This is a genomic window from Mycoplana azooxidifex (assembly GCF_014196765.1).
Classification (GTDB): domain Bacteria; phylum Pseudomonadota; class Alphaproteobacteria; order Rhizobiales; family Rhizobiaceae; genus Mycoplana; species Mycoplana azooxidifex.
On sequence record NZ_JACIEE010000009.1, the window covers coordinates 196,412 to 219,130 of the forward strand.

The following is a 22,719-nucleotide window of genomic DNA, read 5'->3' on the forward strand; positions in this document are numbered from 1 at the left end:
TAGGCGTCTAGCGTCGGCCTGACAATATGTCGTCGATGCGGTTCGAGCTTTCATCCGGCAGCTCGCTGAACGCGACATCGAGTGCGATCCTGTCCCATATCACGCAGCCTCCGACCTTCTTCGGTTTCGGCATCTGCCGATCGGCGACCATCTGGTCGAACTTCGACGCGCCGACGCCGATGTAGCGCGCCGCCTCTTCCCGGCGCAGTCCGCGCGGGGCATAGGCAATGGTATCTGCGTGGCGGCTCATCGTGCCCGCCTCCATTGATCGAATTCCGCCCGCAGCGACAGCCAGCGCTTGCGGGCGTTTTCGTCTGTGTTGAGTTCCGTCATCGACTGGATGGCGAGGATGGAGCGGACTCGGGTCTTGATCCGCTCCAGATCCGAAGTGTCCAGGTTGTGTCGCTCCTCGAGGAACCGGCGAAAGGCGTGATCTTTGGCGCACTTCATTGCGCATTCGGCGCTGAAGTCCTTCGGCTTTGGCGACAGCCGGTCGATTTCGGCCAGCGCCTTGCGGTGGCGCTCGGCGAGGCGGTCGTACATGTCGAGCAGCCAGAAATGATCGTCCGGCAGGTGCAGGACGAACTCGCGATCGTCGACCGGTGCCTCGTCGGTGACGCGCAGGACGACAGCCTCGGCCTCGCCTTCGCCCGTCATCAGACAGAGTTGGCCGTCGGCCATCACGCTCCAGTCACGCGAGGCGCGAGCGGCGCGCGTGCGGATCGCCTCCATGCGCTTCTGAGCTGGGCTGACGTCTTGCTGGTTCATCGAGCGGCCGCCTCGTCGATGCTCTGCAGCTGCACGGTGAAAGTGTAGGCGGCGACCCATGGGTTTGCCTGCCAGGAGCCGTCGCCGTTGATGGTTTCCCAGAGCGCGGCGTAGGCGTCGACGGCGGATTCGGTGGACGCGCAATCCCAGTCGGCATCCTCAAGGCCGTAGAACCGGCCGACCTTCACAATGCCCTCGGCGCGTGCATCGGCTTCGCTGATGTCCTGAAGCCGCTCGACGCGAACGTCGGTGACGATGAGGGTGAGACGGGAGGCCCATCGGGGCATGAACATGCCGGGACGTAGTTTTCCCTTTAGCCCGATATCGGCGTAGCTGCGCGCGGTGGCCGCATGTTCGATATCGGCATCGGTCGGTATGTCTCTCGGTCGCGTGCTATTGAGTGACCGGGCTGCATGCCATGCCTCGCGGACCCAGAGCCGGTCGCCAACAGCGATACGCAGCTGACTGGGTATCTGACCTTCCGAAATACCGTCGGGCTGCGGCTTGATGATCCGCCGGGTCTGCGTCTTGGTACCGGCGAGAATTGCGCGGATCATGGGAGCCGAGAACAGGATCGGGCGATCGGTCACAGCAGCGATCCTCTCGTCTGATCGGGCTTGCAGTCGGCGCAGAAGTGCAGCCATTTGCCGGCGCGCCTGCTGATCATCCAGCCGGCGGCCTTGGCATCGGCGATCATCACGTCGAAGTCGTCGGTTCCATAGGTGTTCGGATAGGAGGCGGGGCAGCCGTCGCAGCAGACCTGGCGCTCGCGGTCGAGGGCTTCAATCGTCACGGCGTGGGCCCCCTCGGGAAGCGGCTACGCCTACCGCCGGGACGATGATGGCATAGATCGTCCAGACGGCCGCGGCGGTGAGCAGTCCGTGTTCCTGATAAAGCTGATATGCCAGCCCGTAGCCAAAGAGGTCGTAGGGCGACAGAAACGGCTTGCGGAGAAAGCGGTCGAAATCGCTCATGGCGCCATCTCCAGCAGGCCGTCCTGTCCGGCTTCGACGAGGTTGACCAGGTTGTCAGCCAGAGCCTCGGCGACGAACAGGGCTTCGTGCCGGCATGCGGCGGCGTTGTTGATGGTGGCGGCGATCACGCTGACCATGGCGGGGAAGGCGTCGGCATGCTCGCAGCCCTGCAGGACGGCGCAGATCGCGGCCGAAATCTCTTGCTGGTGCGGGGTGAGGATGCGGTGCTTTTCCGTCATCGGCGCGCCTCGGGGAAGCCGTTGTGCTCGATGCCGTCGAACAGCGATATCGACTGCTGCTCGAGGCGCTCCGCGCAATTGGGGTTGATCCACAGGACTTCGATCCGCGGACGGGCTCCGTCGGCGAGCGCCTGACGCTCGACCCGCATCCAGTCCGAAAGGGCGTCGTCGTACAGCGCAGCAGGATAGCCGGACAGAACGACCATGCCATTGAGAACACGAAGCGCATCGAGCAGCTCCTCGTGATCGGAGACGGTCAGTTCGTCGCGATACTGGTGCTTCGCGTCGTAAACATTCTTCCGCCCGCGCGTCTCGGGTAGGTACGGTGGGTCCACGTAATGCAGGGTGTCAGCGCCATCGTGCGTCTGCATGACCTGCAGCGCCGGCCGGCGCTCTATAACGACGCCACGCATCCGCTCGACAATGGACGCGAGGCGAAAGGGATATCGAGCCCAGTCGTGCGCCGGCGTGGAGCCTGATCGATTGGAATTCGCTCGAAATCCTGTGGTCCGGTGACCTTGGCCCATATCGGCATGAGCATGGGAGCCAAATCCCATGAAGCTGCGAATGATGAGCCGGCGCGCCATCTCAAGCGGTTCGTCCGTTATCTCCCATCCCAGCTCATATTCCGATCGCGCGAACGGTGTGACCTCCAGCGCGGCCACCAGGCGCTCCGCTGCGGCTCCATCCTGCAGAACGCGAAAGAGGTTTACGGCCTGCTCGTCAAGGTCGTTGTAAACCTCGGCATAGGCGCGCTGCTTGCGGAGCAATACGGATGCTCCGCCGCCAAATGGTTCGACGTAGACCCTGTGCTGCGGGAAGTGGCTGATGATCCAGGGGGCAAGCCATTTGCCGCCGTGCCACCGCAACGGAGGAAGTACCGGCGTCATCGGCGCACCTCCGGGAAGCCGTTGTGCTCGATGCCGTCCAGCAGTCGGCCGGCTTCCTTCTTGGTGGCCGGGATCATGTAGCGGCCGTTGCAGTCGGACGTCTGCTTGTGCGAGCCCCACTGCTTGAATAGAAATGGCACGCCGGCGGCGGCGCACTGGTCGCGCAGACTCTCGGCCCATTCCGGCTGCATCGGTCGGGCGGCGTGGCCGCTTTCGCCACCGACGACGACCCAGTCGAGGTGCCGGATCTTCTCCAGCCCCGGAGCAAAATGTCCGCGCGCCAATAGGCCTGCCGCGATGTCCAGAGGATTGAGTGACAGCGCCCATGCAACATCAAGCGATCCGAGCAATGGTTCTGCGCTGATCCAGCGGATCGCGGCAGGCGTGTCGAGCAGGACCGGGATGCGCCCATTGGCGCGCTTCTGATCCTCGACGGAAACTCCGAGCCAGACGTTGGGCAGGGGCATGTGTGGCCAGCGGCCGGGCTCCGGCACGGAGAATGCGAATTGGATGAGCGCGGCGACGAGCTGATGACCGAGCTGGCTGCGCGTCAAATATTCACGCATCCGCTCCGGCCGCTTGGTCAGGACCTGGAAGGTGTGCTGCGGCGCCTGGGACATCACGGCGAAGACCTGGTCAATCCATGCGTCGGGCACGCCTTCGGCGAAGAGGTCGCCATGGGCGCAGACGAAGATCATGCGCGGGCGGCGCCAGCGCAGCGGCTGGTCCAGCCATTCGTGGTTGAAGCGCACCTCGCCGGTCCAGACGGGGCCGGCCTTGCTGTCGCGGGTCAGGCCGGCGCGGCTCGGAATGTGCTTGAGCCGCGTGCCGGCGAGCTTCATGGCGTAGCAGTTGGTGCAGCCGGGGGAGACGACGGAACAGCCGGTGATCGGGTTCCAGGTGGCGTCGGTCCATTCGATTTCGGTGTTGTCAGCCATGTCAGTGCGCCCCATCGCAAGGGGTGAGCTGACCATTGTGGCAGACACGCTGGTGCACAGCTACCTGGAGATGTCCGGCGTCCTCGAGAACGCCGACGCCATCATCGAGGCGCTGACCGTTGTCCGCGACAAGGATAATGCGAACCGCGTCAACATCCATCTGCCGCTCGACTTCGTCAACGCGATGGACATCTTCGCCGGCCTCGCGGTCGCCAACAGCCAGATCAGCAGCGTCGCTGCCTGACCGGAAGCAAAAGAGAGGACCTGAGAAATGGGCAAGAAAGATTTCGGCGGGATCATCCGCATGAAGCTCTCCACCGGAGAGCAGATCTCGCTGCGCGGAACGCTCGCCATGAATACCTCCGGCGTATCGACGGAGGCGGTCACCAACCAGGACGGGAGCGTCGACCGCACCCTGACCCCCGTTCCGCGCCGGGCGGAATTCACCTTTGCCGATCGTGGTCTCAATCACGACCGGCTGATGAAGTCGGACCGGTTCAACGTGACCTTCATCGAGGACCAGACCGGCGTCACGCACTACTTCACCAAGGCCTTTCTCGTCGGCGATCCGGCCAAGAACCGGATCAACGGCGAAGTGACGGGCTTGTCGCTCGCCGCCGAAGGCTACCGGAAAACGGAGGGCTAACGCGTGGCGAACACGATCGTCCCCCTTTCGCGCAGCTATACCGGCCATGCCGGCAAGTTCTCCACGGTCGAGCTGCGGGAGCCGACCTATAAGGAAATCTACATCGACGGGCTCGGGGAGCCACAGCAGTGGCAGCCGGGCCCGAGCGGCCAGGCGGTGCTGATCACGCTGCCGGATGTCATCAATCAGTATGTCGATCAGCTGGCGGTCGCTCCGACCTCCGAGGATCTCGGTCAGTTGAATGCCAGGGACAGCCGGGCGCTTGCGCGAGCGGTGATCGGTTTTTTTCAGGATGGGCCGACGGCGACCTGAGCGCCGACGTGCTCGTGTTCCGGTTCGGCTGGGACGCATCGCGCGTCGAGGCGATGACCCTGCGCCAGATCCACTACTGGATTGATCGAGCCATCCAAATGAAGGAACGCGCGTCGTGACACGTGAAGTCGAGGCCCGCCTCAAAATCTCCGCCGTCGACCGGACCGGGCGCGTGCTGCAGCAGGTCGGAAGCCGGCTGCAGCAGGTCAACCGGCAGGCTGCCTCGCTCAATGCCCAGCAGGGTGTGCTCGGCCGCACGACCGCATCGACATTCGCGGTCATGGGGCGGTATCTGGCGCCGGCCGCCCTCGGGGCTTTTGCCGCGGGTGCGGTGAAGGATTTTGCTGCGATCGAGCGGCAGATGGCGCGGATCGGCATCACGGCAGACGCCAGTGCTGCGGAAACCGAGGCGGCGTTCCGGAGGATGCAGGACGTCTCGAAGGAGATGGCCCTGCCGGTGGACGCAGCCGTCAGTGCGCTCGACACGCTGGTCTCGTCCGGTCTCAGCCTGAAGGAGGCAATGGACTTCCTGCCTTCCGTTCTGGCGACCGCCCAGGCGTCCGGATCGGCCACGGAAGATATCGCCAATACGGCGATCAAGGCTTCGTCGGCCCTGAAGATCCAGGCGGGCGAAATGCAGCATGCATTCGACATCATGGTCATGGGGGGCAAGGCTGGTCAGTTCGAACTCAAGGATATGGCGGCTTTCATCCCGGAGCTTGCCAACTCCTTCGCCTCGCTGGGGTACACAGGTGAGGGCGGTTTGAAGCAGTTGATCGCCGTGCTGCAGACCCTGCGCGAAGACACCGGCTCCGCATCGGCGGCGGCAACGCAGGCGCAGAACATCTTCGGCAAGATGTTCTCCGAACAGACGGCGAAGAAGTTCGCCGATTTCGGGATCAACCTGCGCAAGGAAATGGAAGCGGCGAAGGCATCCGGAGAAGACGCCATCTCCGCCTTCGTGCGGCTTTCAAAGGAGGCGCTGAAAGGTGACCTCTCAAAGCTGCCCCTGCTGTTCACCGACCAGGAATTCCGTCTCGGCATGCAATCGCTCATTACAAGCCCGGAGGCGCTTGAGAAATTCGTCAGGGTTCTCAACACCGCTCAGGTGGATGGGACCGTGTTTCGCGACCTGCAGAAGGTGACCAGCGACACGCAGGCGAGCATCGACCGGATGGCTGCCAGTTGGGAGAAGATGAAAACATCCCTCGGCGGCAAGGTTGCCGGCGGCGTCGTACCGGTGCTCGATGCCATCAATGATGCCACCGACAAGTCGGCGGCCGTCGACCGCGCGCTGAAGAACCGTGGCATGGGTTATCTGGAAAGTCAGTGGCACCGGCTGACCCTGAGTCAGGAAGAGCACGATCGCCTCGCCATCGAGGGCGGGTTCAAGGATCCGGCCCTGCGTGCGCAGTACGAGCAGGGCCCGAAACTGCCCGATGGCTGGAAGGCGGACAAAGAATTTCCGGGCGGTGGAACGAGCAATGGCGCCATGCCGGAGGCGGGGCCGATACCGTCGCCGCGCCCCGCGCAGGACGTGGCCGACCTCGGTCCAACGCTGCCTGATGGCGGCACGCCGGCGAAGGGGGCTCCGGGCGGCGGAGCAGCCAAAGCCGCCATGTCGCAGGCGGGGTCGATGCCGGTGCCCCGACCCGCGCCTGATGTCTCCGGCCTTGGTGCGAAGCTGCCTGATGGCGGCGGCGAAACGAGCAAAGCCGCCATGTCGGAGACGGGACCGTTACCGGCGCGGCGCCTCACGCAGGATTTGTCCGACCTTGGTCCGAAGCAGCCTGAAGGCTGGAAGTCGGAGAAGGAATTTCCGGGCGGCGGAGCGAGCAAAGGCGCCATGCCGGAGGCGGGGCCGATACCAACGCCCCGTCCCGCGCATGGTTTGTCCGATCTCGGGCCGAAGCCGCCTGGTGGGCCGGAAAAGGAGCTTCCGTCGGAGGCGCCGAAGCGCCGCGCTGCGCCGGATTTGTCCGATCTCGGCAAGTCGACGGGCACCGTCGCCGTTCCCGTCAGCCGCCCGACCTATATCGAGGCGGACGCCGGACGCGACCAGATGACGGCTGTGATGCTCGCGCGTCGCGCCGAGATCGACTATCTCAACAAGTCCGGGCTGGACTGGAACCACCCCTCGGCGCCGGACGATTTCTCCGGGCCCGCGGTCGGGTATCAGCCTTGGGAACCGAAGAAGGTCTATAGCGACAGCGTCGTGGACAAGCAGTACCCACGGCTCGACAAGAGCCCCGTGGAGGCGATGCGCGACGGTGACCGCCGCTCCTATGTCGAGCGCCATGCCGGCATGGAGCCGTGGACGCCGACGCGTGCCTGGGAAGGGATCAAGGATTTCTTCAGTCCCGAGGAGGCGCAGCCGGTCGGCGAGGCGCTCGCACAGGCGGCCATCGCCCGAATGAGTTCCGATGCCGGGGCGGTTGGGACCGAGATGGCGGGCGTCGTGCGCGACATCCTCGCCAGCATCGCACCCCAGATCGGCGCGGCAATCGGTCAGGCCTTTGCCGCGTCGGCCAGCCAGGTGAAGGTGGGCGTGAACGTACCGGGCGCAGCGAGCGCCAATCCGGCCAAGTCCAATCCGGTCAAGGCCAATACGGGGCGCAGCATGCCCGAACTTTCCGGAGCCAATGGCGGGAGTGCATTCTGATGCGTGACTGGGCGCTGACACTGTTGCCGGCCTCGTTTCGCGGCGTCGCGTTCTACGTCGAAGGGGAAGACCTCTCCGGCGGGCGGCGGGCGGCCATCCACGAATTCGCGGGCGGCGAGATCTCGGTCATTGAGGATCAGGGACGGCGTACCCGCATGGTCGACGTCACCGCCTATGTGACGGGCGACGCAGCCGATGGACGGGCGCACGGCCTGACGGCGGCGCTCGATGCGCCCGGTGCAGGAATGATGATGTTGCCCATCGACGGCGCGATCTCCGTCCACGTGCTCGACTGGCGCCGGGCGCGTGAGCGTGACCGAAACGGTTATGTCGCCTTCGACATTCGTGCCGCCGTTCCGGGGTATGCCGGCGCGGTCGGACTCTTGCTGGGCGATGTACGGGCCGCGTTTTCGATTGGGATCGCCGCCGCGGCGGCGTCCTTTGGAGGATTGTTCTGATGGCGGCCGACCGGAGCACCGTTCTCGTCTGGCTCACCTCCGTGGCGGGCAGCATCGTGCGCGATGCCGAGGATGAGGCGCAGATCGCGCGTCGCGTGGATGCAGCGGCGGCCCTCGATGCCGCGGCCTTCGCGGCCGAGGTCATCGATCTCGTGCGGATTGTCGCGGAGAATGCCGATGACGAGCCGGCCTATGCCGCGCTGGCAGAGGTCGACCTCGATGCCGGCGCCAGTCGCGATGCGATTGTGCTGCTCTCCGCCGTTGCGCTGGCGCTTGCGGTCGGCCGGATCGGCTGGCCATCGCGACAGGCGGCCCGCAAGGCGCGATCCACGCTGCAGGCGAGAGCGGAAGAGGCCTATGCGGTTGCCTCTCCGCTTGGTCCGGATCTTTACGCGTGGCTGCGCTCGCTCGTGCAGGTGGCGGTGCGGCTCGTGTCTGAGATCGCTGCGAATGCGGCGCCGATGGCGCAGGTCTCGACGCCGCTCTCGATCCCTTCGACGGTCGCGGCCTATCATCTCTACGGCGACGCGAACCGCGCGCGGCAGGTCGTCGACATCGCGCGATCGGCGACGCCGATGCTGATGCCATCCCTGTTTGACGTCCTGGCGGAATAGATGCTGGAAACCGTTTCGATCCCCGGCCTGCCGGCGATCAAGAGCTTTTCCCTGTCGATGTCGATCGAGGAGGCTGTGCGCACGGCGACGGTCGACGTCGATCCAACGGGCCCCGCCGTCAGTGTGCGGACCGGCCAGGCGGTGACGGTATCGGCCGGTGGCGTGCTGCTGACGGGGTACGTGCGGGATGTGACCCCGGAACACGACCGGGAAATGCGGTCGCTTGTGGTGACGCTCGTGTCCCGGACCGTCGATGCCACCGAGTGCTCCGTCGATCATCCGACCGGCGAAGTTCTGAAGAAGAACCTTGCCGATATCGGCCGCGAATTCGACGGGCTCGGGATAGGCATCGAGGACGACGGTGGCCTCCCGGAAGAGCCGGTGCATCGCCTGCGTGTCGGGGAAACGCTCTTCGGGACGCTGGAGCGACGGGCGCGCGGGCGCGGGATCTTGCTGCACGATACCGCCGAGGGGAAGCTGAAGCTTGCCACGAAGCCGGCCGGGACCCATTCCGGCGGGCTGGTGTTCGGGCGGAACATCGAGCGCGCATCCGCCACCTTCACCGAGGAGGGCCGGCATTCGGACGTCAAGGTGCGCGGCCAACTGACCGAAGGCATGGAATCGCAGCAGCTGCGCGGACAGGCGACAGTACGTGACAGCGGCGTGGCCCGTTCTCGGCCGCTGATCCTGTCGCATGAGGGCGAGAGCACCGTCGACCGCATGAAGAAACGCGCCGAGTGGCGCGCCAAGCGTGCGGCAGGGAACGGCTCGACGGCGGAAATCACCGTCATGGGCTGGCGTGACAGCGGGGGCCGGGTCTGGACCCCGAACTATCTCGTCCATGTCGAAGACGACTGGATCGGCATCAACGGCATGATGCTGATCAAGAGCGTGACACTGGTGCAGAGCGGCGACAGCGAGGACGGCACGACGGCAACGCTCTCGCTTGCGGACCCGCGGGGTTACGGCGGCGAGAACCCGCGCGGCAAATCGGCTGCGGCCTACCAGGCGCCGGGGGACATCACAGCGGAGTGGGAAGAGGAATGACCGGCAGGCGCTTCGAGTTCGACGGCACGGTCGAGGAAAAGGGCGGGCAGCAATTCGTCAACGGCCGGGGCGCTTACGCTCAGGGGTTCACGCGCGTGCATCGGCCCGAACCGCACGGCTTTGCGTCGATGCCGATCAAGGGCGCGAAGGGATTGCTGTTCCAGCCCAACGCACAATCGGACGAGGCCTTCCTGCTGGGAGGGGAGCATGCCGATCATCGCCCGAAGGACCTGCCGTCCGGCGGGTCGGCGCTCTACGACGCGCAGGGCAATATCATCAAGGTCCTCATGGGGGACGGTATCGTCATCGACGTTGCCGGCGAGGCCTATGTCATCCGAAAGGGTGGCGTTTCCCTTACGATTTCCGCCTCCGGTTTTGACTTCCAGGGCGGCGCGGTCACGCACAACGGCAAAAACATCGGCCACGACCATGTGCACGGGGGCGTCCTGCCTGGCGGGGCTAACACGGCCGAGCCGGCCTGAAGGATGGATCTATCGTGCTGAAAATCATTCCGCTGCCGGACGCCGCGGAACCCTATCGCGCGCCTGATCTGGTGTGGGACGGGCTCGCCGGCGACCTTGCCATCAACAGGCTCGACCATGTCGAAGCGCCGGGCGACCTGCGCGCCGAACAGGGGCTCGCCACGCAGGTGCTGATCTGCCTGATGACCGACCGGCGCGTCGAGCCGCACGAGCTGCCGGACGGCGTCGCAAACCGGGGATGGATCGGCGACAGCTTCGACCTCGGCCCTGACGAGACGCCGCTCGGCTCCCGTCTCTGGCTGCTGCGGCGCTCGGCGCTCCTCGAGGGCATCGAGACGATCGCGGAAACTTACGCTTCCGAGGCCTTGCAGCCGCTGATCAACCAGGGCGCCGTCACACGTGCCGTCGCGAACGCGACCGTCAACCGCGTCGCCAACCGTCTCGACCTCTCCGTCTCGCTCTATGGCCGCGACGGCGCTCAGGTCTTTGCAACGAAATTCGAAATTCTCTGGAGGCAGATCGATGGCGTGGACCGTCCGCTCGCTGGCTGAAATCTCCGCACGTGTGCGGGGCGCCTATCGCGAGTACATGCCGGGCACTGATGCCTCGCTCGCGAACAATGTCCTGACCGTGACCGGCAAGGTGATCGCCGCCCTGTCGCACGAGTTCGAACTGCGCATGGCCTATCTCACGCGGCAGCTGTTCCTGTCGACGGCGACAGGCGCGTGGTTGGTGCGGCACTGCTCGGACGTCGGGATCTACCGCAAGCCTGCCGCGGCGGCGGCGGGCCGCATCGAGGGGACCGCGACCGCGAACGCCAGCGTTCCCGCCGGGGTGCGCTTTACATCCGGATCGGACATCTACGTCTCGGTGCAGTCTGCGGCGGCCTCGCCGGTCGGCCTGATTACAATCCCGGTCAAGGCGGAAAAGCTGGGTGCGACCTCCAATCGTGACGCAGGCGGGACCCTTTCGCTGGCCGACCCGATCCTCTGGTCCGACCTGGCGGCAACCTGGACTGTCGACGACGCCGGCCTGGGCGGGGGGGCGGACGTCGAGGAAGACGAAAGCCTGAGGCGGCGCGGCTTGCAGCGCAAGCGCAACCCGCCCGGGGCGGGCACGCTTGCCGACTACGAGCGCGCCGCACTTTCCGTGCCCGGCGTGGTCAAGGCCTGGGCATTCCGAGGCAGCAACAATCCGTCCTTCCTGTCGGTGCTTTTCCTCTTCGAGGGGCGTCCCGGTCTTATCCCGACCGACGGCGACATCGAGGGGGTGCAGGCGGAAATCGATCGGCGCCGGCTGATCCGCGTGGATGACGGGGTCGCTGCGGCGCCGATCGCGCGCACGATCGACGTCAGTATCGCCAACCTCGCCGGCGATACGACCGATGTCCGCGCGCGGATCTCTGCTGCGCTGACTTCCATGCTGTTCGAGCGGGGGCGTCCGGGGGTTGCAAGCGATCCGTTCTGGCTTTCGCGGTCATGGATTGCGGAGACCAAGGATCTCGCAGATGCGGGGTACAACGCCGGCGGCTCGCCCACGACAGAGGCGAACGAAGTGCTGGACAGCAGCTATGACGACATCCTCTTTGCAAGGGTCGTCACAAACGGCGCCAACGTCCCGACCGTCAAAAATCTTGCCAACAGGGCGCGGCTCGATCTCCGGGCAATGGTGAACGGATCGGACATCCAGCTCGCAAGCGACAACGGCGCCAACGTGCTCATGCAGCATGTCTACGACTGGGCGCGCCGACCGAGGGTCGTCGACCTGGTGAAGGCCCGGCTTTCCTACAATCACACCATTGCCGGCGCCGACCATGACTTCAACATCTTCGCGCCCGGGCCGAGCCGTGCGGACGCGGTTGCCATGACGGGGGCCGCTCCGGCGATCCCGGTCGACCGCTACGGCCTCAACGCGGTGGTCATGTACGACATGATGCAATCCATCACCATGCACTTTTCAGCAGGAGCTTGACCGATGGCCGAAGGCGTAACGATCGAAGACCTCGACACGACCCCTTTTCCTTCGAAGTTCCACTCTGTTCCCGCGATGATGGACGGTGCGGTCGCGCGGCTCACTGTCGACCAGATCAACAAGCTGACGGAGTCGACGGATGTCTCTCACGACGGCGGCACGGTTGCCGACGCACTGGACGGCAAGTTCGACAAGTCGGGCGGGACGGTAGAGGGGAGCGTCAACGTTGCTGGAGCCCTTCAGAAGAGCGGCGTCAACGCAGCGCTCGCCCCCGTGCCTGCGTCTTTCTCTGCCGCGTTCTCGGTGACGGCAGCCCACAACGGCGCCCTTGTGAGCGGTGACGCTACAAGCGGCGCGCTGGCCTGCTCACTGCTGAGTGCGGTGACGGCCGGGGCCGGCTACTCGGTGACGATCAAGAAGTCAGGCACCGGTTACAATGCCGTCACGATCACGCCGGCGGCAGGCACGATCGACGGAGCGGCGACGTTCGTCCTCCGGCTCCCCGGTCAGTCGGTGAAGCTGGTATCCGATGGCACGAACTGGCTCATCGCGGATCGGGTCGGCGAAGAGGTGTACGGTAGCAATGCCAACGGATCATTTATCAGGCGCGCGAATGGTGTGCAGGAATGCTGGAATTCTGCCGCCGGAACGCTGGACACTCAGACTGCCACTGGCAATATTTTCCGCTCTGGCTCGAACATCATATGGATATTCCCAATGGCATTCAACGTCGCGCCAACGGTAAATCCTGCCTGCGAGGCCGGGACATCTCGTTGGGCGGCAAACGATAGCCCGACCACGACCCAAGCAATACTGCGGCAGTTCGCATCCGCCACATCGGCAACAGTGGTAAATACTACGGCTCGCGCTATCGGGACGTGGTTTTAAGCTATGGGCGGGTTCTGCATCATCTCGGTGGGCCTATCGGACAATCGAAAGGTCATGGCCGCCAATGCCTTGACCGGTTTGTTGACCGTATCGCTGCCCAGTGCTCCCGTGGGCTTCCGCGTGGCTGTTCAAAAAACCGACAATTCTCCCAACCTGGTGAACGTTGTCGACGATCACTCCTGCCCAGTGGCGTGTCTTTCGCGATGGGGTGATATTGCGGCGCTCGAGTTCGACGGGACTTCTTGGTTTCGGATGCCCGGTGGCGCGATTTTTGATAGTGGACGCAATGCCAACGGCGAATTCGTGAAGTTCGCAAATGGCCGGATGGAGTGCCTTCATAGCGACGGCCCGCTGATGGACACCGCCACAATGGCGTTCAATATCGCCCGGTCGTCAGCTCCGTCCGTGTGGACATTCCCTTCCCCCTTTGCTCCCGGAACGCTGCCTGCCGTCAGGGGCATGGCCGTGAACCACACTGGGAGATGGATCAACGCTTACGCTCGCAGCAACTCCGGCGCCATCTTTGCGCAGATGGGATCGACCGTGAGCGCCACACTCGGGGAAGAGCGTCTTGATGCGTCGGGCTGGTGGCTCGACCCCGTCCTGTCGCCCGGGACGCTCACACTGCTCTGCATGGGCCAGAGTAACGCGTGGTTCCAGGGGACCGGAGGGCCGTGGAACATCTCGCCTAATGTTTCCGTCTGGAATTGCTCCAACAATATTCTGGATCTGACCGCTCTTGGAAACCGATGGGGCCGATGCCGTCAGGGCGATGACCCTTTCCGGCTGCCTGATGCGGGGTTGCATCGGAACAACTTCTTCGCCCACGCGGCCCACCACCTGCACATGCGAACGGGCAAGAATGTCCGCATCATCCTCGTGGCGGCAAACGGCATGCCCATAGAACGGTGGGTCAACGGGAATGCCCGCGCTGACCTGTACACCCGCATGCAGGCGGTCCTTAGCGCGGCAGGGGTGCATTTCGTGGACGCTATGCTATGGATGCAGGGCGAGGCGGATGACACTTCCGCAGGCACTTACCCGGACCAGTTCGATGAAATGCTCGGCTTTCTTGACGCCGACAAAATTCTGTCCTCGTTGGCGCCTGTCGTCGTTGGGTCCGTCGCACCGGCGCGGGCGAACATCAAAGCAGTGTTGGAATCGCTCCCACTTACAAGGCCCCGCGTCAAATGCGCGGACGTTGGTAGCCTCACGACTATCGATGGCGTCCATTTCGCGGGCTCCGCAGCGCCGGCTGGCGGAGCGCTGTTTGAGGCAAATCTCGCGACCTTGATGGATCTGATCTAGTCGTCTCTGGTTATCACCAAGCCTGTGATCGATGGGGCGGTGTTGGAAAACTGATGGGGGCTGCTGCGTTCCCACCAGGCCGGAAGCGCTTGGGTCGAGTTGAGGCCGGAAACTATGATCCAATGGCGGCGAGCCCAGTAGTCGCCACTTGCATCGCGATGGAGCGATTCACGAAGCTCGTCTCGATCGCTAAGGTATGTCCTCTTCGCTACCTGTTGCGCGCCCTTCGGCTCGGGGGCACCCCACTCAAGATCGATGGCCGATCCCGGTTGCTTTTCGAATAGGCAGTCCCGGAGATCATTGGAGCTGACTTGATCACTTTCGATGACTGATAGCCGACCTGCGCCGATACTGGTCAGGGCTTCGTAGGACCGGGACCACTTGGGGTTTCTGCCATTCGTATAGATCTCGGGAGTTCGAACAGGTCGATACCCTTCAGAGATCCCCAAGTCCGTGAACAGATAGCTCGCGTTGAAGATGGAAATCAGGCCACCATCAATGAGTGATGAATGTAGCGGGCCGACGAGCGCCTCAAATTGATCGAACGGAAACTCTGCCTGGATGGAGAGCGCCACTGGGTGCTTGCAAAGCACAGAGTGAGCGAAGATCAAATCAAATGGGCCGTTTTCCGCGATCGTTTCGGGCGTGCTGTCGAAATAGATCCCGGCGCGACGAGCGACCACATTCTTTGAGTACGGGATCGGGTCGACGTCGCATCCAAATATGGTGGCTGAAGGGAAGTACGCCCGCAGGGTCGCCACCTCCGAGCCATCGCTACAGCCGAATGACAGTATCTTGAGGGCGCCGCCATTCATGGATGGCCCATACTTGTTTACGGCCCACGCCTGGCTGCTGCGAAAGATGGTCGGATACCGATTGTAGGACGTCGACATCTTGTGCTGGGCGCGGTGGGCGCCCGCGCCATCGCGGCAGTCGTGTTTTCGCTTTGCTGCGGCAATGAGTTCGTCGGTCATCTCGGCCCCTTTTACCCACTGACCATTTGTCACAACGCGCCCGAAATTTAAAGCCAAACCATCTTCAAAAGGACATCACTATGAACACGACCGTGCAGGATCTGCAGCGGCGCTTGACCGCGCTTGGCTATAACCCTGGTCCGGCCGATGGCATCGCCGGGGCAAAGACCAAGGCCGCCGTCAGGATCTTCCAGATTGCGGAAGGCTTGGCGGTCGATGGCATCGCTGGTCCCAAGACATGGGAGCGCCTGCGAGCCAAGGCCGCGCCGGCCGTGATCCCCGCCGGAGTGATGGCAACCAGCCCGGCCGGCCGCAAGGCTATCACCGCTCACGAGGACAATGTCCTGACGGCATATCCGGACCCGGCGACGGGCGGGGAGCCTTGGACGATCGGCGTCGGCCATACGAGTGCCGCTGGCCCCCCGAAGGTCGTCAAGGGCATGAGGATCACCGCGGCGGAAAGCGATGAAATCCTGTCGCGCGACCTCAAGACATTCGAGGCCGGCGTTCGCTCCGCCGTAAAGGTGCCGCTGAACCAGAACGAGTTCGACGCGCTCGTCTCGCTGGCCCTCAACATCGGCGTCGGCGCGTTCTCGAAATCCACGCTCGTCAAGAAGCTGAATGCCGGTGATCGGCCGGGCGCGGCCGATCAGTTCGGCGTGTGGGTTAAGGCGGCCGGCAAGACAATGCCGGGCCTCGTCAAGCGCCGTGCATCCGAACGTACTCTTTTCCTCAAGCCCTGAAAGGACTGACCATGCAGAAGATCTCGAAAGCCATCGCAGCAGCAGCCGGCGGTGCAGCAACCGGAACCATCGGCCTGCCGTTCATGCCGGAAGGCACGCCCTGGTACGGCTATCTCGCGCTCTACGCCATCACGACGCTGCTGCCGGCCGTGCTGACCTACATCGCGCCTGCGAACAAGTCCTGATCGGGCGGTTCGACTATCGCGAGCAGCTTCTCGCGATCACGGATACCCTGCTGGTAGAGGCTGAGCAGTTGCTTGGCCAGAGCGAATGCTGGCTCGCTCTCAGCCACGATTTGCCGTTGCCGGCACACTTCGTCGAACACGTCCCCCAGCATCGAGAGACCTGCAGGATCGATGAAGCCTTCATTCGGAAGGTGACGATGGATCATGACGTTTCTCCCTCTTCGGGGCGTCAGCCCGTGGCGCCCCGAAAAACGATACTAAGATGGAAATTCGTGTCGCGGGCGTCAATATCCCGTGACAACCAGGAGCAGACATGTCGCCAAATGAGGATGCCTATGTACACCGTCAGCTTGGCGAACTCGCGGAGGGTATGCGCGGGTTGCAGCAATCCATGCAGCGGATGGAGAAAAGTGGCCGGCGATCGGAGGACAAGTCCGACGCGAGCCGGGCGGTAGTCCACAAGCGAATGGACGAACTGGTCTCGCGCGTCGGCACTCTCGAGGCGGTTTCGTCGGAGATAAAAGAAGACGTCTCCGAGATGAAGCCGGTCACCGACGATGTGAAGCGCTGGAAGCTGATGGGGATCGGCGCACTCGGCGTGATCGGCATCGGCGGGATGGTGCTCGGCGTCACCTTCGCCGATGCGGTCAGGCGAATTGGCATGGTGATCATCGGCAAAGGATGAAACGGCTCGGCCGCGCCAATGGGGGACCGCGGCGGCGGCTTGCGGTTGACCTCATATTGGCGAGACGATAGATCTCGCCAAAATCCACCGCTCGGCGTTTTCTTTCGGGGTGGTCCGGGTCACAGTGTATCGGAAGTAGTCGTAGTGGCGGTCATGAGGGACTCCAAGAATGTCGAGCCGGTCGGAGCGCCGGACACCCAGCCGAAAGCATCGCCGTACATGCGTCTTCCCGACCGCCAGTTCTGGTCGAAGGCGGTGCAGCCGGCCGATTTCAAGTCGGTGGAGAACATCTATACGAAGAAGTTCTCGATCGAAGGCTTGGACACTGCCACCGCCGGAAGCTGTTTCGCCCAGCATGTGGCGAAGAACCTGAAGCTGAACGGCTATACGGTTCTCGACCTCGAGCCGGGCCTGCCCTCCGTCGCCGGCATGGTGGCAAAGCGGTTCGGCTATGACACCTATTCCGCGCGCTACGGCAATATCTATACCACAAGGCGCCTTCGCCAGCTTGCGGAGGAGGCGGCGGGCCTGATGAAGCCGGATGCCGACGATCTCGTCTGGAGCCGGGCGAACCGCTACTGGGACGCTCTGCGACCCAGCGTCGAGCCGAAGGGGCTCGCTTCACCTCAAGAGGTGCTCCTGCAGCGCGCGGACCACGTTTCGCGTGTCCGGCGGCTCCTGGAAAGGGCCAAGCTCTTCGTCTTCACGTTCGGGCTTACGGAAGCCTGGATGAGCAGGCGCTCCGGTCTCGTCTATGCGCAGGCGCCCGGCACGCCGATCGAAGGGCGCTTGGTCGGTTCCTATGACGAGAGCGCGCATGCCTTCGTGAACTTCCGCGTCCAGGACGTCTACGACGATTTTGTCGCGTTTCGGAAGATTGCGCACAGCTTCAACCCGGAGATGAAGTTCCTGGTGACCGTCTCTCCGGTGCCGCTTGCCGTGTCCGCGGTCGATACGCATGTGCTCGCGGCCACTGTTCGATCCAAGGCTGTCCTTCGTGCCGCCGCTGCGCAGCTCTACGAGGATTTTGCCGACGTCGACTATTTCCCCTCCTTCGAACTGCTGAGCACGCCATTTCTCGGAGCGGCGCGTTTCGAGGAGGACAAGCGCGAGGTTCAGCCGAGGGCCGTCGCCATGGTCATGCGGCACTTCTTTAGCGAGCATCCGCCGCTGGACGGCAAGCGTCTGCGCACCGCGTCGCAAGAGGATGTTGTTTGCGAGGAAGCACTCCTGAAGGCGTTTTCGAAATAATGTCTCTCAATATCTGTATTCTCGGCAATTCCCACATGGCGGCCTTCAAATTGGCCTGGGAGGCGATCAAGCAGGACTATCCCGACGTCAGGATCACCTTTTTCGGCGGGATCAAGGGCGTCGTCAGCCGCCTGCACGTCGAGGACGGTGCGATCGTGCCCGACAATGACCGCGTCCGCGAGTCGCTTCTTTGGACCTCCGGCGGCCTCGATCGGATTACCGGCGACTATGACGCCTTCCTGCTGATCGGCATGGGGCTGAGCTACGAACGTCTCGTGCACATGTTCAAGAACCACCGGCTGCCGGACATGATCGAGACCCTGAAGCATAGCGTTCAGCCCATATCCGAGTCGTACCTGCGGGCCGCGACCGAGTACTTCTATTCCGCTTCGGGCGCCGTCCAGAATGTCGAGCATGTGCACGCGATCACGTCCGCGCCTGTCTTCTACATTCCTTGCCCCCTCGTCAGCGAACGCGCCCTCGACGACGCGTCCTACGCCTATTGGCGGTTCGTCAAGGGTCGCGACTATATGATGAATGTCTACAACTCGATGCTCGACAGGTTGCGGGAGCACTGCACCGTCGCTCCCCAGCCCGAGGAGACGGTCGTCGACGGCATATTCACGAAGGGCAAGTATTGCGTGGGCGCCGTCAGGCTCGAAAAGGGGCTGGACCGGGCGCACGACGTTCGCGACTACGTCCATATGAATGCTGAGTTCGGCGAGATCTCCTTGCGAGACGCGCTCGCGATCATACGCAAGGCTCTGCCGGACCGCTAGAGCGCCTGCCACACATGCCCTACCATGCTCGCCAGCGCCAGTAGAATGCATGCAACCAGCATCGCGTAGAGCCACCACGGATCGCGCATCGCACCCTCCGCCTCGGCCCAAAAAGAACCGGCGGATTTGCCGCCGGCAGTTAAGTTCAGGCACGCATCAGAACGAGGATATTTCACCAAACTGAAAAAGGCTCGTCAACCCTGCGAATCGGCACGCAAGCTGGCCCAGCGGGACCGCTAGATGCATGCCCCGGCCACACTCTCCACCGCAAACGAATCGACTTTCTCCCGAAAGCATGCTCTTCAACCCTGAATAGGGGAGAAGAAAATGTCGCGGAAAGCAGTGAGCCAGTTCATCATAGTCCCGCCTACGAGACGGGTGGAAGAATTTATCGGCGCCCAGGACCGCTTCTCAGTATACCTTTCGGACCACTTCCCCGGCTATGAATTCCGTATCGCGGGAAACTCCCCGTTCAGGAGCGACGACTTTCAGGTGGTTCCGATCATGGGAGGCGAGAGCAAACAGTCGAATCCGGATGGCGGGTTCGAGATGCGGATCCCGCCCGAGCGCGTTGTCCTCGAAGAAATAGTACAGGTCTGCCGCAGCTTCGACGTTTCGAAGAGCCGATTATCGTAGTTCGTAGAGCCACATAGATCGCGCCTCAAATCAGACCCGCCCTTCGCTTCCGCATGAATTCCTCGTGAGCGAGAATATCCGCGACGTCATGTTGGGTCATGCCGAAGTGCCTTCCCGCCATCGCGTCGTTATTCGCCGCCACAATGTGCCATCATGAGGGGACTTGATCCATGTGGGACGGCGCGCGGCTCGCCCTGTCGCTCACTGTAGATGTTCCATTTTCGTTCTCGCTGTGGCATGACTTCATGGAGGCATGCGGCCCGACGAAAACAAGAGGAACCAGCCAATGGCTCGACGATCTTCCCGACACCTGGAAATGTACGGCAGTGAGCGCGAAAAGTTCATGCGCGCAGCGACCGTGCTGCATGGCGCGCTTCAGGACATATGCAGGGAACTGACAACATCCGGAGACGACTACAAGGCGTTGAGCGCTCTCAGCCAGTCTGTGTGCGAAGCGATTACGCAGGTCACGGGCGATGCCCCGCCATGGGCGCAATCTTCCGCTGCGAGCAGCAACGGACCGCGCTCGGCGTAGTTTCGGCCCCAGCGGGCGGAACTAAAGCGGTTCTGCCCGCCCCTCCGCGATCAGTCAAAACTTGGTCAGGTTTATCCAGCTTCTACGCAGCCAGCTCACCGATCTCGCCGAACTGCACTAGCAGTCTGGGACTGCTCATGTCGCCGCTTTCCATATCGACCTGAACTGCGTACGCGGCGACACCGATGTGACGCGGCGCCATTGCTGCGGCCACCTTCTCGGCGCCGGCGGCCGTTGACGCGGCGCGCATCTCGCCGGGCGCTAGGCCTCCGCGAACGCGCCTGAACGGAAGGACGATATATTTCTCAGCCATTGCCATCGGATCACCTCTTCATTTGTTCTATAAATGTTCTCGTTGTCGAGGTATGTCAATGGCCGGCCAATCGCAGCGTTTGTGGGACGCCGAAGAAAAATAGCATAGGGATATCAATGCCAGATTTTCTGCCCCACAAATGCGCAAGCCATTGGGATTGAAGCCTTTGCGGAGAACTCTTCTGTCTCGAACGCCGCAATCACATATAACGAAGAAGGCTTTCCCTCACCGCTTCGTCGCCAGCTCCGAACTATGTATCAGCTGTCTGCGGGGTCGGTGATCGAAGCCAGTCGGTAAACAATCTGAGCAGAAGCTATGACGAGAAGAATCGAATACACCAGAAAAAAGTGCCCTATAAAAGACCCAGTCGCAGCTAGGTAGAAAAACGCAGCCTCAGGATACTCGAAGTATGGAGAAGTTATCTCCATGAGATCCACCAGCCATCTTCCACTATAGAGAACACCCCACACCAGACAAATCACCTGAACCATGATAAAATGAAAAAAAGTGGCATTAATTTCATCAAGATAGCTTATATTTCGACTATTCTTTACCAGCTTCAGCGCGCGCTTCAAACGCCCCGTCATAAGACTGAAAAGCAACGCATACGTTCCCAGACTAAACCCCAAAAGGCTTGGCACAAGTGACTGGCTCAAAGGAAGCCAGTCGGGGCTTATCCAATGACTGTAGCTTATCGCGGTAATGATAATGGAGAGGAGGAATAGCGGTGATGACACCGTGTCCGCCCAACCACCATAGGCATGGAAGTAGCGTTGCAGTGAGCGCTTGAAGGCAATGAGTTGACTTTTAGCGGACACTAGTTTCCGTCTGCCCCCTCTGTAACTAGACGTGTGAACGCCTGACTCTCAGTCGTTAGGTCTGGATCATATCTATCCTGCAAGACGCGCGGAATTTCGCTGGTAGACATTCGGACGCTAGCACCATCATTTCGGCCTGCGACTTCGACGTCGCCATTCTCCAGTGCAGCGTCGCTCAACGTATTGATATCGGGAGTTGGCACCAACGACTCGCCAGGCTCTGCGTGGTATGTAATGGAGAGTTTCTTAGCGTGCGACTCCGCTAGATGTGCTTCAATTTGCGCCTCGAAGTCGTCTGATAAAATGTCCGCGTTTGGCTTCATTATTGTAATGGTAATACGATCAATCCTGTCCAATTTGAATAGCTTTTTAAGCCCATCCTTACTCTGTACCAATGTGATATTTGCGTAATTATATTTCTCAGTCATTTCTATTGACTGCGCCAAAGAATTAAAGAACAGCAACCCCTGAGAAGGCGTTAGAACCTTACCTCTTGAGTAGTTTTGGACATAAATTTTATGCCGATTGATGTCAAAGTGAAACAAAAATTGGGCTGAATTCGGGTGCAGGTTTTCTGGAATGCTAACTTGTGATACCTGCGTGTCCGTAGCCTCAGAAAGTTTTTCTGTATCAAACCAATCACCGTCAATCTCCACAACGACGAATGTTGTTATGGTCCCAGTGATTATGCCGCGATCCGCTCTACTTCTATCAAGGAAAGAAATAATACCGTGCCGATCGCCGTGCAGGCGAATGATCCTCTTCAGATCATAAGCATCCTTGATGAACGAACTGTAGATTTCAGGGCTGTGTGGATGCAGCCTGATGTTGAGAATAGAAGACGATATCTTAATTTTGCGCGCCATTTTCCCCTCACCGGCGAGTTTCACGCGCTGTTATAACGGGTTGCGTGAGTTTGGGAAGCCCCACCACAGGTGGTTGGATGGCGCAGGGAAGTGTCGACTTATGCAGTCAGGTCTCCAATTTCACCGAACTGAGCTAGAAGTCGGGGGCTACTCATGTTGCCGCTTTCCATGTCTACCTGGACCGCATAGGCGGCTACGCCGATGTGGCGGGGCGCCATGGCGGAGGCCACCTTCTCGGCGCCAGCAGCGGTTGATGCAGCACGCATTTCCCCGGGCGCTAGACCGCCTCGAACGCGCTTAAAGGGAAGGACGATATATTTCTCAGCCATTGCCATCGGAGCACCTTTTCGATGTTCTATAAATGTTCTCTCTAGCGGGCGAAGTCAACTGGAGATTTAGTTGCGGCTCACCTGGCTGGACACTTTTGAAAAAAGCGTAGCAATTCCGTGGCAACTACAAATGTCCATAACGCGTACATGTAATTGATATTATTTATTTTAAATGGGATTGGAGCCTTTGCGGAGAATTCTTCTGTCTCGAACCTTTGCGCTGCGGTCCGCGGCTGACCGATCGAGACGGTTGGCAAACATCGGGAACAGAGGGGAAACTCTGCTGGCTAACCGTCCGGTTATCCATTTGTTTTTGCGATGTATTATGCGGCCCTCCGGGCCCACCATCTTTATCCCATTTCAATGGGTTAACCACAAGAATCACAAACGAGTCACAAATCGATAAGT

Annotated in this window: 32 protein-coding genes; 18 read left to right on the top strand and 14 right to left on the bottom strand. The window is 61.9% G+C overall.

The features are described from left to right. Positions 1-7: 7 nt before the first annotated feature. From GGQ64_RS21265 to GGQ64_RS21300, 8 genes are read right to left on the bottom strand one after another with little or no spacing between them, the layout of a single operon-like run. The gene (locus GGQ64_RS21265) at positions 8-250 is read right to left on the bottom strand and encodes a helix-turn-helix transcriptional regulator (RefSeq protein WP_183807339.1); all 243 of its coding nucleotides are present in this window, start codon (positions 248-250) and stop codon (positions 8-10) included. Next, a complete protein-coding gene (locus tag GGQ64_RS21270; RefSeq protein ID WP_183807340.1) occupies positions 247-768 on the bottom strand; it encodes a hypothetical protein in 522 nt (173 codons plus the stop codon). Before GGQ64_RS21270 ends, GGQ64_RS21265 begins: the two co-directional genes overlap by 4 nt. Continuing rightward, on the bottom strand, positions 765-1,358 hold the full coding sequence (locus GGQ64_RS21275) for a hypothetical protein (protein WP_183807341.1): 594 nt from the start codon (positions 1,356-1,358) through the stop codon (positions 765-767). The genes GGQ64_RS21270 and GGQ64_RS21275 overlap by 4 nt, the downstream gene beginning before the upstream one ends. Beyond that, a complete protein-coding gene (locus tag GGQ64_RS21280; RefSeq protein ID WP_183807342.1) occupies positions 1,355-1,561 on the bottom strand; it encodes a hypothetical protein in 207 nt (68 codons plus the stop codon). Before GGQ64_RS21280 ends, GGQ64_RS21275 begins: the two co-directional genes overlap by 4 nt. After that, the gene (locus GGQ64_RS21285; RefSeq protein ID WP_183807343.1) at positions 1,551-1,742 is read right to left on the bottom strand and encodes a hypothetical protein; all 192 of its coding nucleotides are present in this window, start codon (positions 1,740-1,742) and stop codon (positions 1,551-1,553) included. Before GGQ64_RS21285 ends, GGQ64_RS21280 begins: the two co-directional genes overlap by 11 nt. Next, positions 1,739-1,981: a hypothetical protein gene (locus tag GGQ64_RS21290; protein WP_183807344.1), complete on the bottom strand. Its 243-nt coding sequence runs from the start codon at positions 1,979-1,981 to the stop codon at positions 1,739-1,741. Before GGQ64_RS21290 ends, GGQ64_RS21285 begins: the two co-directional genes overlap by 4 nt. Continuing rightward, on the bottom strand, positions 1,978-2,871 hold the full coding sequence (locus tag GGQ64_RS21295; protein WP_183807345.1) for a DNA adenine methylase: 894 nt from the start codon (positions 2,869-2,871) through the stop codon (positions 1,978-1,980). Before GGQ64_RS21295 ends, GGQ64_RS21290 begins: the two co-directional genes overlap by 4 nt. After that, complete coding sequence (locus GGQ64_RS21300; protein ID WP_183807346.1) at positions 2,868-3,809, bottom strand: phage Gp37/Gp68 family protein; 942 nt, start codon at positions 3,807-3,809, stop codon at positions 2,868-2,870. Before GGQ64_RS21300 ends, GGQ64_RS21295 begins: the two co-directional genes overlap by 4 nt. On the opposite strand from GGQ64_RS21300, the gene GGQ64_RS21305 reads away from it, so the two are divergent. The 12 genes from GGQ64_RS21305 to GGQ64_RS21360 all read left to right on the top strand — a co-directional run bounded on the left by GGQ64_RS21305 (position 3,808) and on the right by GGQ64_RS21360 (position 14,197). Beyond that, complete coding sequence (locus GGQ64_RS21305) at positions 3,808-4,053, top strand: hypothetical protein (RefSeq protein ID WP_183807347.1); 246 nt, start codon at positions 3,808-3,810, stop codon at positions 4,051-4,053. The genes GGQ64_RS21300 and GGQ64_RS21305 overlap by 2 nt on opposite strands. Before the next feature lie 27 nt (positions 4,054-4,080). Continuing rightward, positions 4,081-4,455 carry a phage tail tube protein gene (locus GGQ64_RS21310; RefSeq protein ID WP_183807348.1) on the top strand — a complete coding sequence of 125 codons (375 nt, stop codon included), beginning with the start codon at positions 4,081-4,083 and terminating at the stop codon, positions 4,453-4,455. 3 nt (positions 4,456-4,458) lie between these two features. Beyond that, positions 4,459-4,767 (top strand): hypothetical protein, encoded by a 309-nt coding sequence (locus GGQ64_RS21315; protein ID WP_183807349.1) that lies wholly within the window; start codon positions 4,459-4,461, stop codon positions 4,765-4,767. A gap of 115 nt (positions 4,768-4,882) precedes the next feature. Then, positions 4,883-7,429, top strand: coding sequence for a phage tail tape measure protein (locus GGQ64_RS21320; protein ID WP_183807350.1), 2,547 nt, complete (start codon positions 4,883-4,885; stop codon positions 7,427-7,429). Next, on the top strand, positions 7,429-7,887 hold the full coding sequence (locus GGQ64_RS21325) for a DNA circularization N-terminal domain-containing protein (protein ID WP_183807351.1): 459 nt from the start codon (positions 7,429-7,431) through the stop codon (positions 7,885-7,887). The genes GGQ64_RS21320 and GGQ64_RS21325 overlap by 1 nt, the downstream gene beginning before the upstream one ends. Beyond that, a complete protein-coding gene (locus tag GGQ64_RS21330; protein WP_183807352.1) occupies positions 7,887-8,501 on the top strand; it encodes a hypothetical protein in 615 nt (204 codons plus the stop codon). The genes GGQ64_RS21325 and GGQ64_RS21330 overlap by 1 nt, the downstream gene beginning before the upstream one ends. Further along, positions 8,502-9,548, top strand: coding sequence for a phage baseplate assembly protein (locus GGQ64_RS21335; RefSeq protein ID WP_183807353.1), 1,047 nt, complete (start codon positions 8,502-8,504; stop codon positions 9,546-9,548). Further along, positions 9,545-10,030 carry a phage baseplate assembly protein domain-containing protein gene (locus GGQ64_RS21340; RefSeq protein ID WP_183807354.1) on the top strand — a complete coding sequence of 162 codons (486 nt, stop codon included), beginning with the start codon at positions 9,545-9,547 and terminating at the stop codon, positions 10,028-10,030. The genes GGQ64_RS21335 and GGQ64_RS21340 overlap by 4 nt, the downstream gene beginning before the upstream one ends. Positions 10,031-10,044: 14 nt before the next feature. Continuing rightward, a complete protein-coding gene (locus GGQ64_RS21345; protein WP_343059532.1) occupies positions 10,045-10,581 on the top strand; it encodes a phage GP46 family protein in 537 nt (178 codons plus the stop codon). Next, positions 10,553-12,001: a baseplate J/gp47 family protein gene (locus GGQ64_RS21350; RefSeq protein ID WP_183807355.1), complete on the top strand. Its 1,449-nt coding sequence runs from the start codon at positions 10,553-10,555 to the stop codon at positions 11,999-12,001. Before GGQ64_RS21345 ends, GGQ64_RS21350 begins: the two co-directional genes overlap by 29 nt. A 3-nt stretch (positions 12,002-12,004) precedes the next feature. Further along, positions 12,005-12,889: a hypothetical protein gene (locus GGQ64_RS21355; protein ID WP_183807356.1), complete on the top strand. Its 885-nt coding sequence runs from the start codon at positions 12,005-12,007 to the stop codon at positions 12,887-12,889. Positions 12,890-12,943: 54 nt separating this feature from the next. After that, positions 12,944-14,197 carry a sialate O-acetylesterase gene (locus GGQ64_RS21360; protein WP_183807357.1) on the top strand — a complete coding sequence of 418 codons (1,254 nt, stop codon included), beginning with the start codon at positions 12,944-12,946 and terminating at the stop codon, positions 14,195-14,197. Here the strand turns inward: GGQ64_RS21360 and GGQ64_RS21365 are convergent. Continuing rightward, positions 14,194-15,171, bottom strand: a complete 978-nt coding sequence (locus GGQ64_RS21365) for a class I SAM-dependent methyltransferase (protein WP_183807358.1) — start codon at positions 15,169-15,171, stop codon at positions 14,194-14,196. The genes GGQ64_RS21360 and GGQ64_RS21365 overlap by 4 nt on opposite strands. Positions 15,172-15,251: 80 nt before the next feature. Here GGQ64_RS21365 and GGQ64_RS21370 point away from each other — a divergent pair, with 80 nt between their 5' ends. Next, positions 15,252-15,914 (top strand): glycoside hydrolase family protein, encoded by a 663-nt coding sequence (locus GGQ64_RS21370; protein WP_183807359.1) that lies wholly within the window; start codon positions 15,252-15,254, stop codon positions 15,912-15,914. 11 nt (positions 15,915-15,925) lie between these two features. Then, positions 15,926-16,099 carry a hypothetical protein gene (locus GGQ64_RS21375; protein ID WP_183807360.1) on the top strand — a complete coding sequence of 58 codons (174 nt, stop codon included), beginning with the start codon at positions 15,926-15,928 and terminating at the stop codon, positions 16,097-16,099. Here the strand turns inward: GGQ64_RS21375 and GGQ64_RS21380 are convergent. Continuing rightward, a complete protein-coding gene (locus GGQ64_RS21380) occupies positions 16,072-16,305 on the bottom strand; it encodes a hypothetical protein (protein ID WP_183807361.1) in 234 nt (77 codons plus the stop codon). The two genes, GGQ64_RS21375 and GGQ64_RS21380, sit on opposite strands and share 28 nt — an antisense overlap. 107 nt (positions 16,306-16,412) lie before the next feature. On the opposite strand from GGQ64_RS21380, the gene GGQ64_RS21385 reads away from it, so the two are divergent. The 4 genes from GGQ64_RS21385 (at position 16,413) to GGQ64_RS21400 (ending at position 19,450) form a co-directional block, all read left to right on the top strand. Continuing rightward, on the top strand, positions 16,413-16,784 hold the full coding sequence (locus tag GGQ64_RS21385) for a DUF1515 family protein (RefSeq protein ID WP_183807362.1): 372 nt from the start codon (positions 16,413-16,415) through the stop codon (positions 16,782-16,784). A 153-nt stretch (positions 16,785-16,937) separates the two neighbouring features. Beyond that, a complete protein-coding gene (locus tag GGQ64_RS21390) occupies positions 16,938-18,035 on the top strand; it encodes a GSCFA domain-containing protein (protein WP_183807363.1) in 1,098 nt (365 codons plus the stop codon). After that, complete coding sequence (locus GGQ64_RS21395; RefSeq protein ID WP_210300345.1) at positions 18,035-18,814, top strand: hypothetical protein; 780 nt, start codon at positions 18,035-18,037, stop codon at positions 18,812-18,814. Before GGQ64_RS21390 ends, GGQ64_RS21395 begins: the two co-directional genes overlap by 1 nt. Positions 18,815-19,141: 327 nt before the next feature. Then, a complete protein-coding gene (locus GGQ64_RS21400; protein ID WP_183807365.1) occupies positions 19,142-19,450 on the top strand; it encodes a hypothetical protein in 309 nt (102 codons plus the stop codon). A 617-nt stretch (positions 19,451-20,067) separates the two neighbouring features. On the opposite strand, the gene GGQ64_RS21405 is transcribed toward GGQ64_RS21400, so the two are convergent. From GGQ64_RS21405 to GGQ64_RS27885, 4 genes are all read right to left on the bottom strand, one after another. Next, complete coding sequence (locus tag GGQ64_RS21405; RefSeq protein ID WP_183807366.1) at positions 20,068-20,304, bottom strand: hypothetical protein; 237 nt, start codon at positions 20,302-20,304, stop codon at positions 20,068-20,070. A 251-nt stretch (positions 20,305-20,555) separates the two neighbouring features. Next, positions 20,556-21,116 carry a hypothetical protein gene (locus tag GGQ64_RS21410; RefSeq protein ID WP_183807367.1) on the bottom strand — a complete coding sequence of 187 codons (561 nt, stop codon included), beginning with the start codon at positions 21,114-21,116 and terminating at the stop codon, positions 20,556-20,558. After that, a complete protein-coding gene (locus GGQ64_RS21415; RefSeq protein WP_183807368.1) occupies positions 21,116-21,982 on the bottom strand; it encodes a DUF4747 family protein in 867 nt (288 codons plus the stop codon). Before GGQ64_RS21415 ends, GGQ64_RS21410 begins: the two co-directional genes overlap by 1 nt. 98 nt (positions 21,983-22,080) lie before the next feature. Next, positions 22,081-22,317, bottom strand: coding sequence for a hypothetical protein (locus GGQ64_RS27885; protein WP_246422827.1), 237 nt, complete (start codon positions 22,315-22,317; stop codon positions 22,081-22,083). Positions 22,318-22,719: the final 402 nt, after the last annotated feature.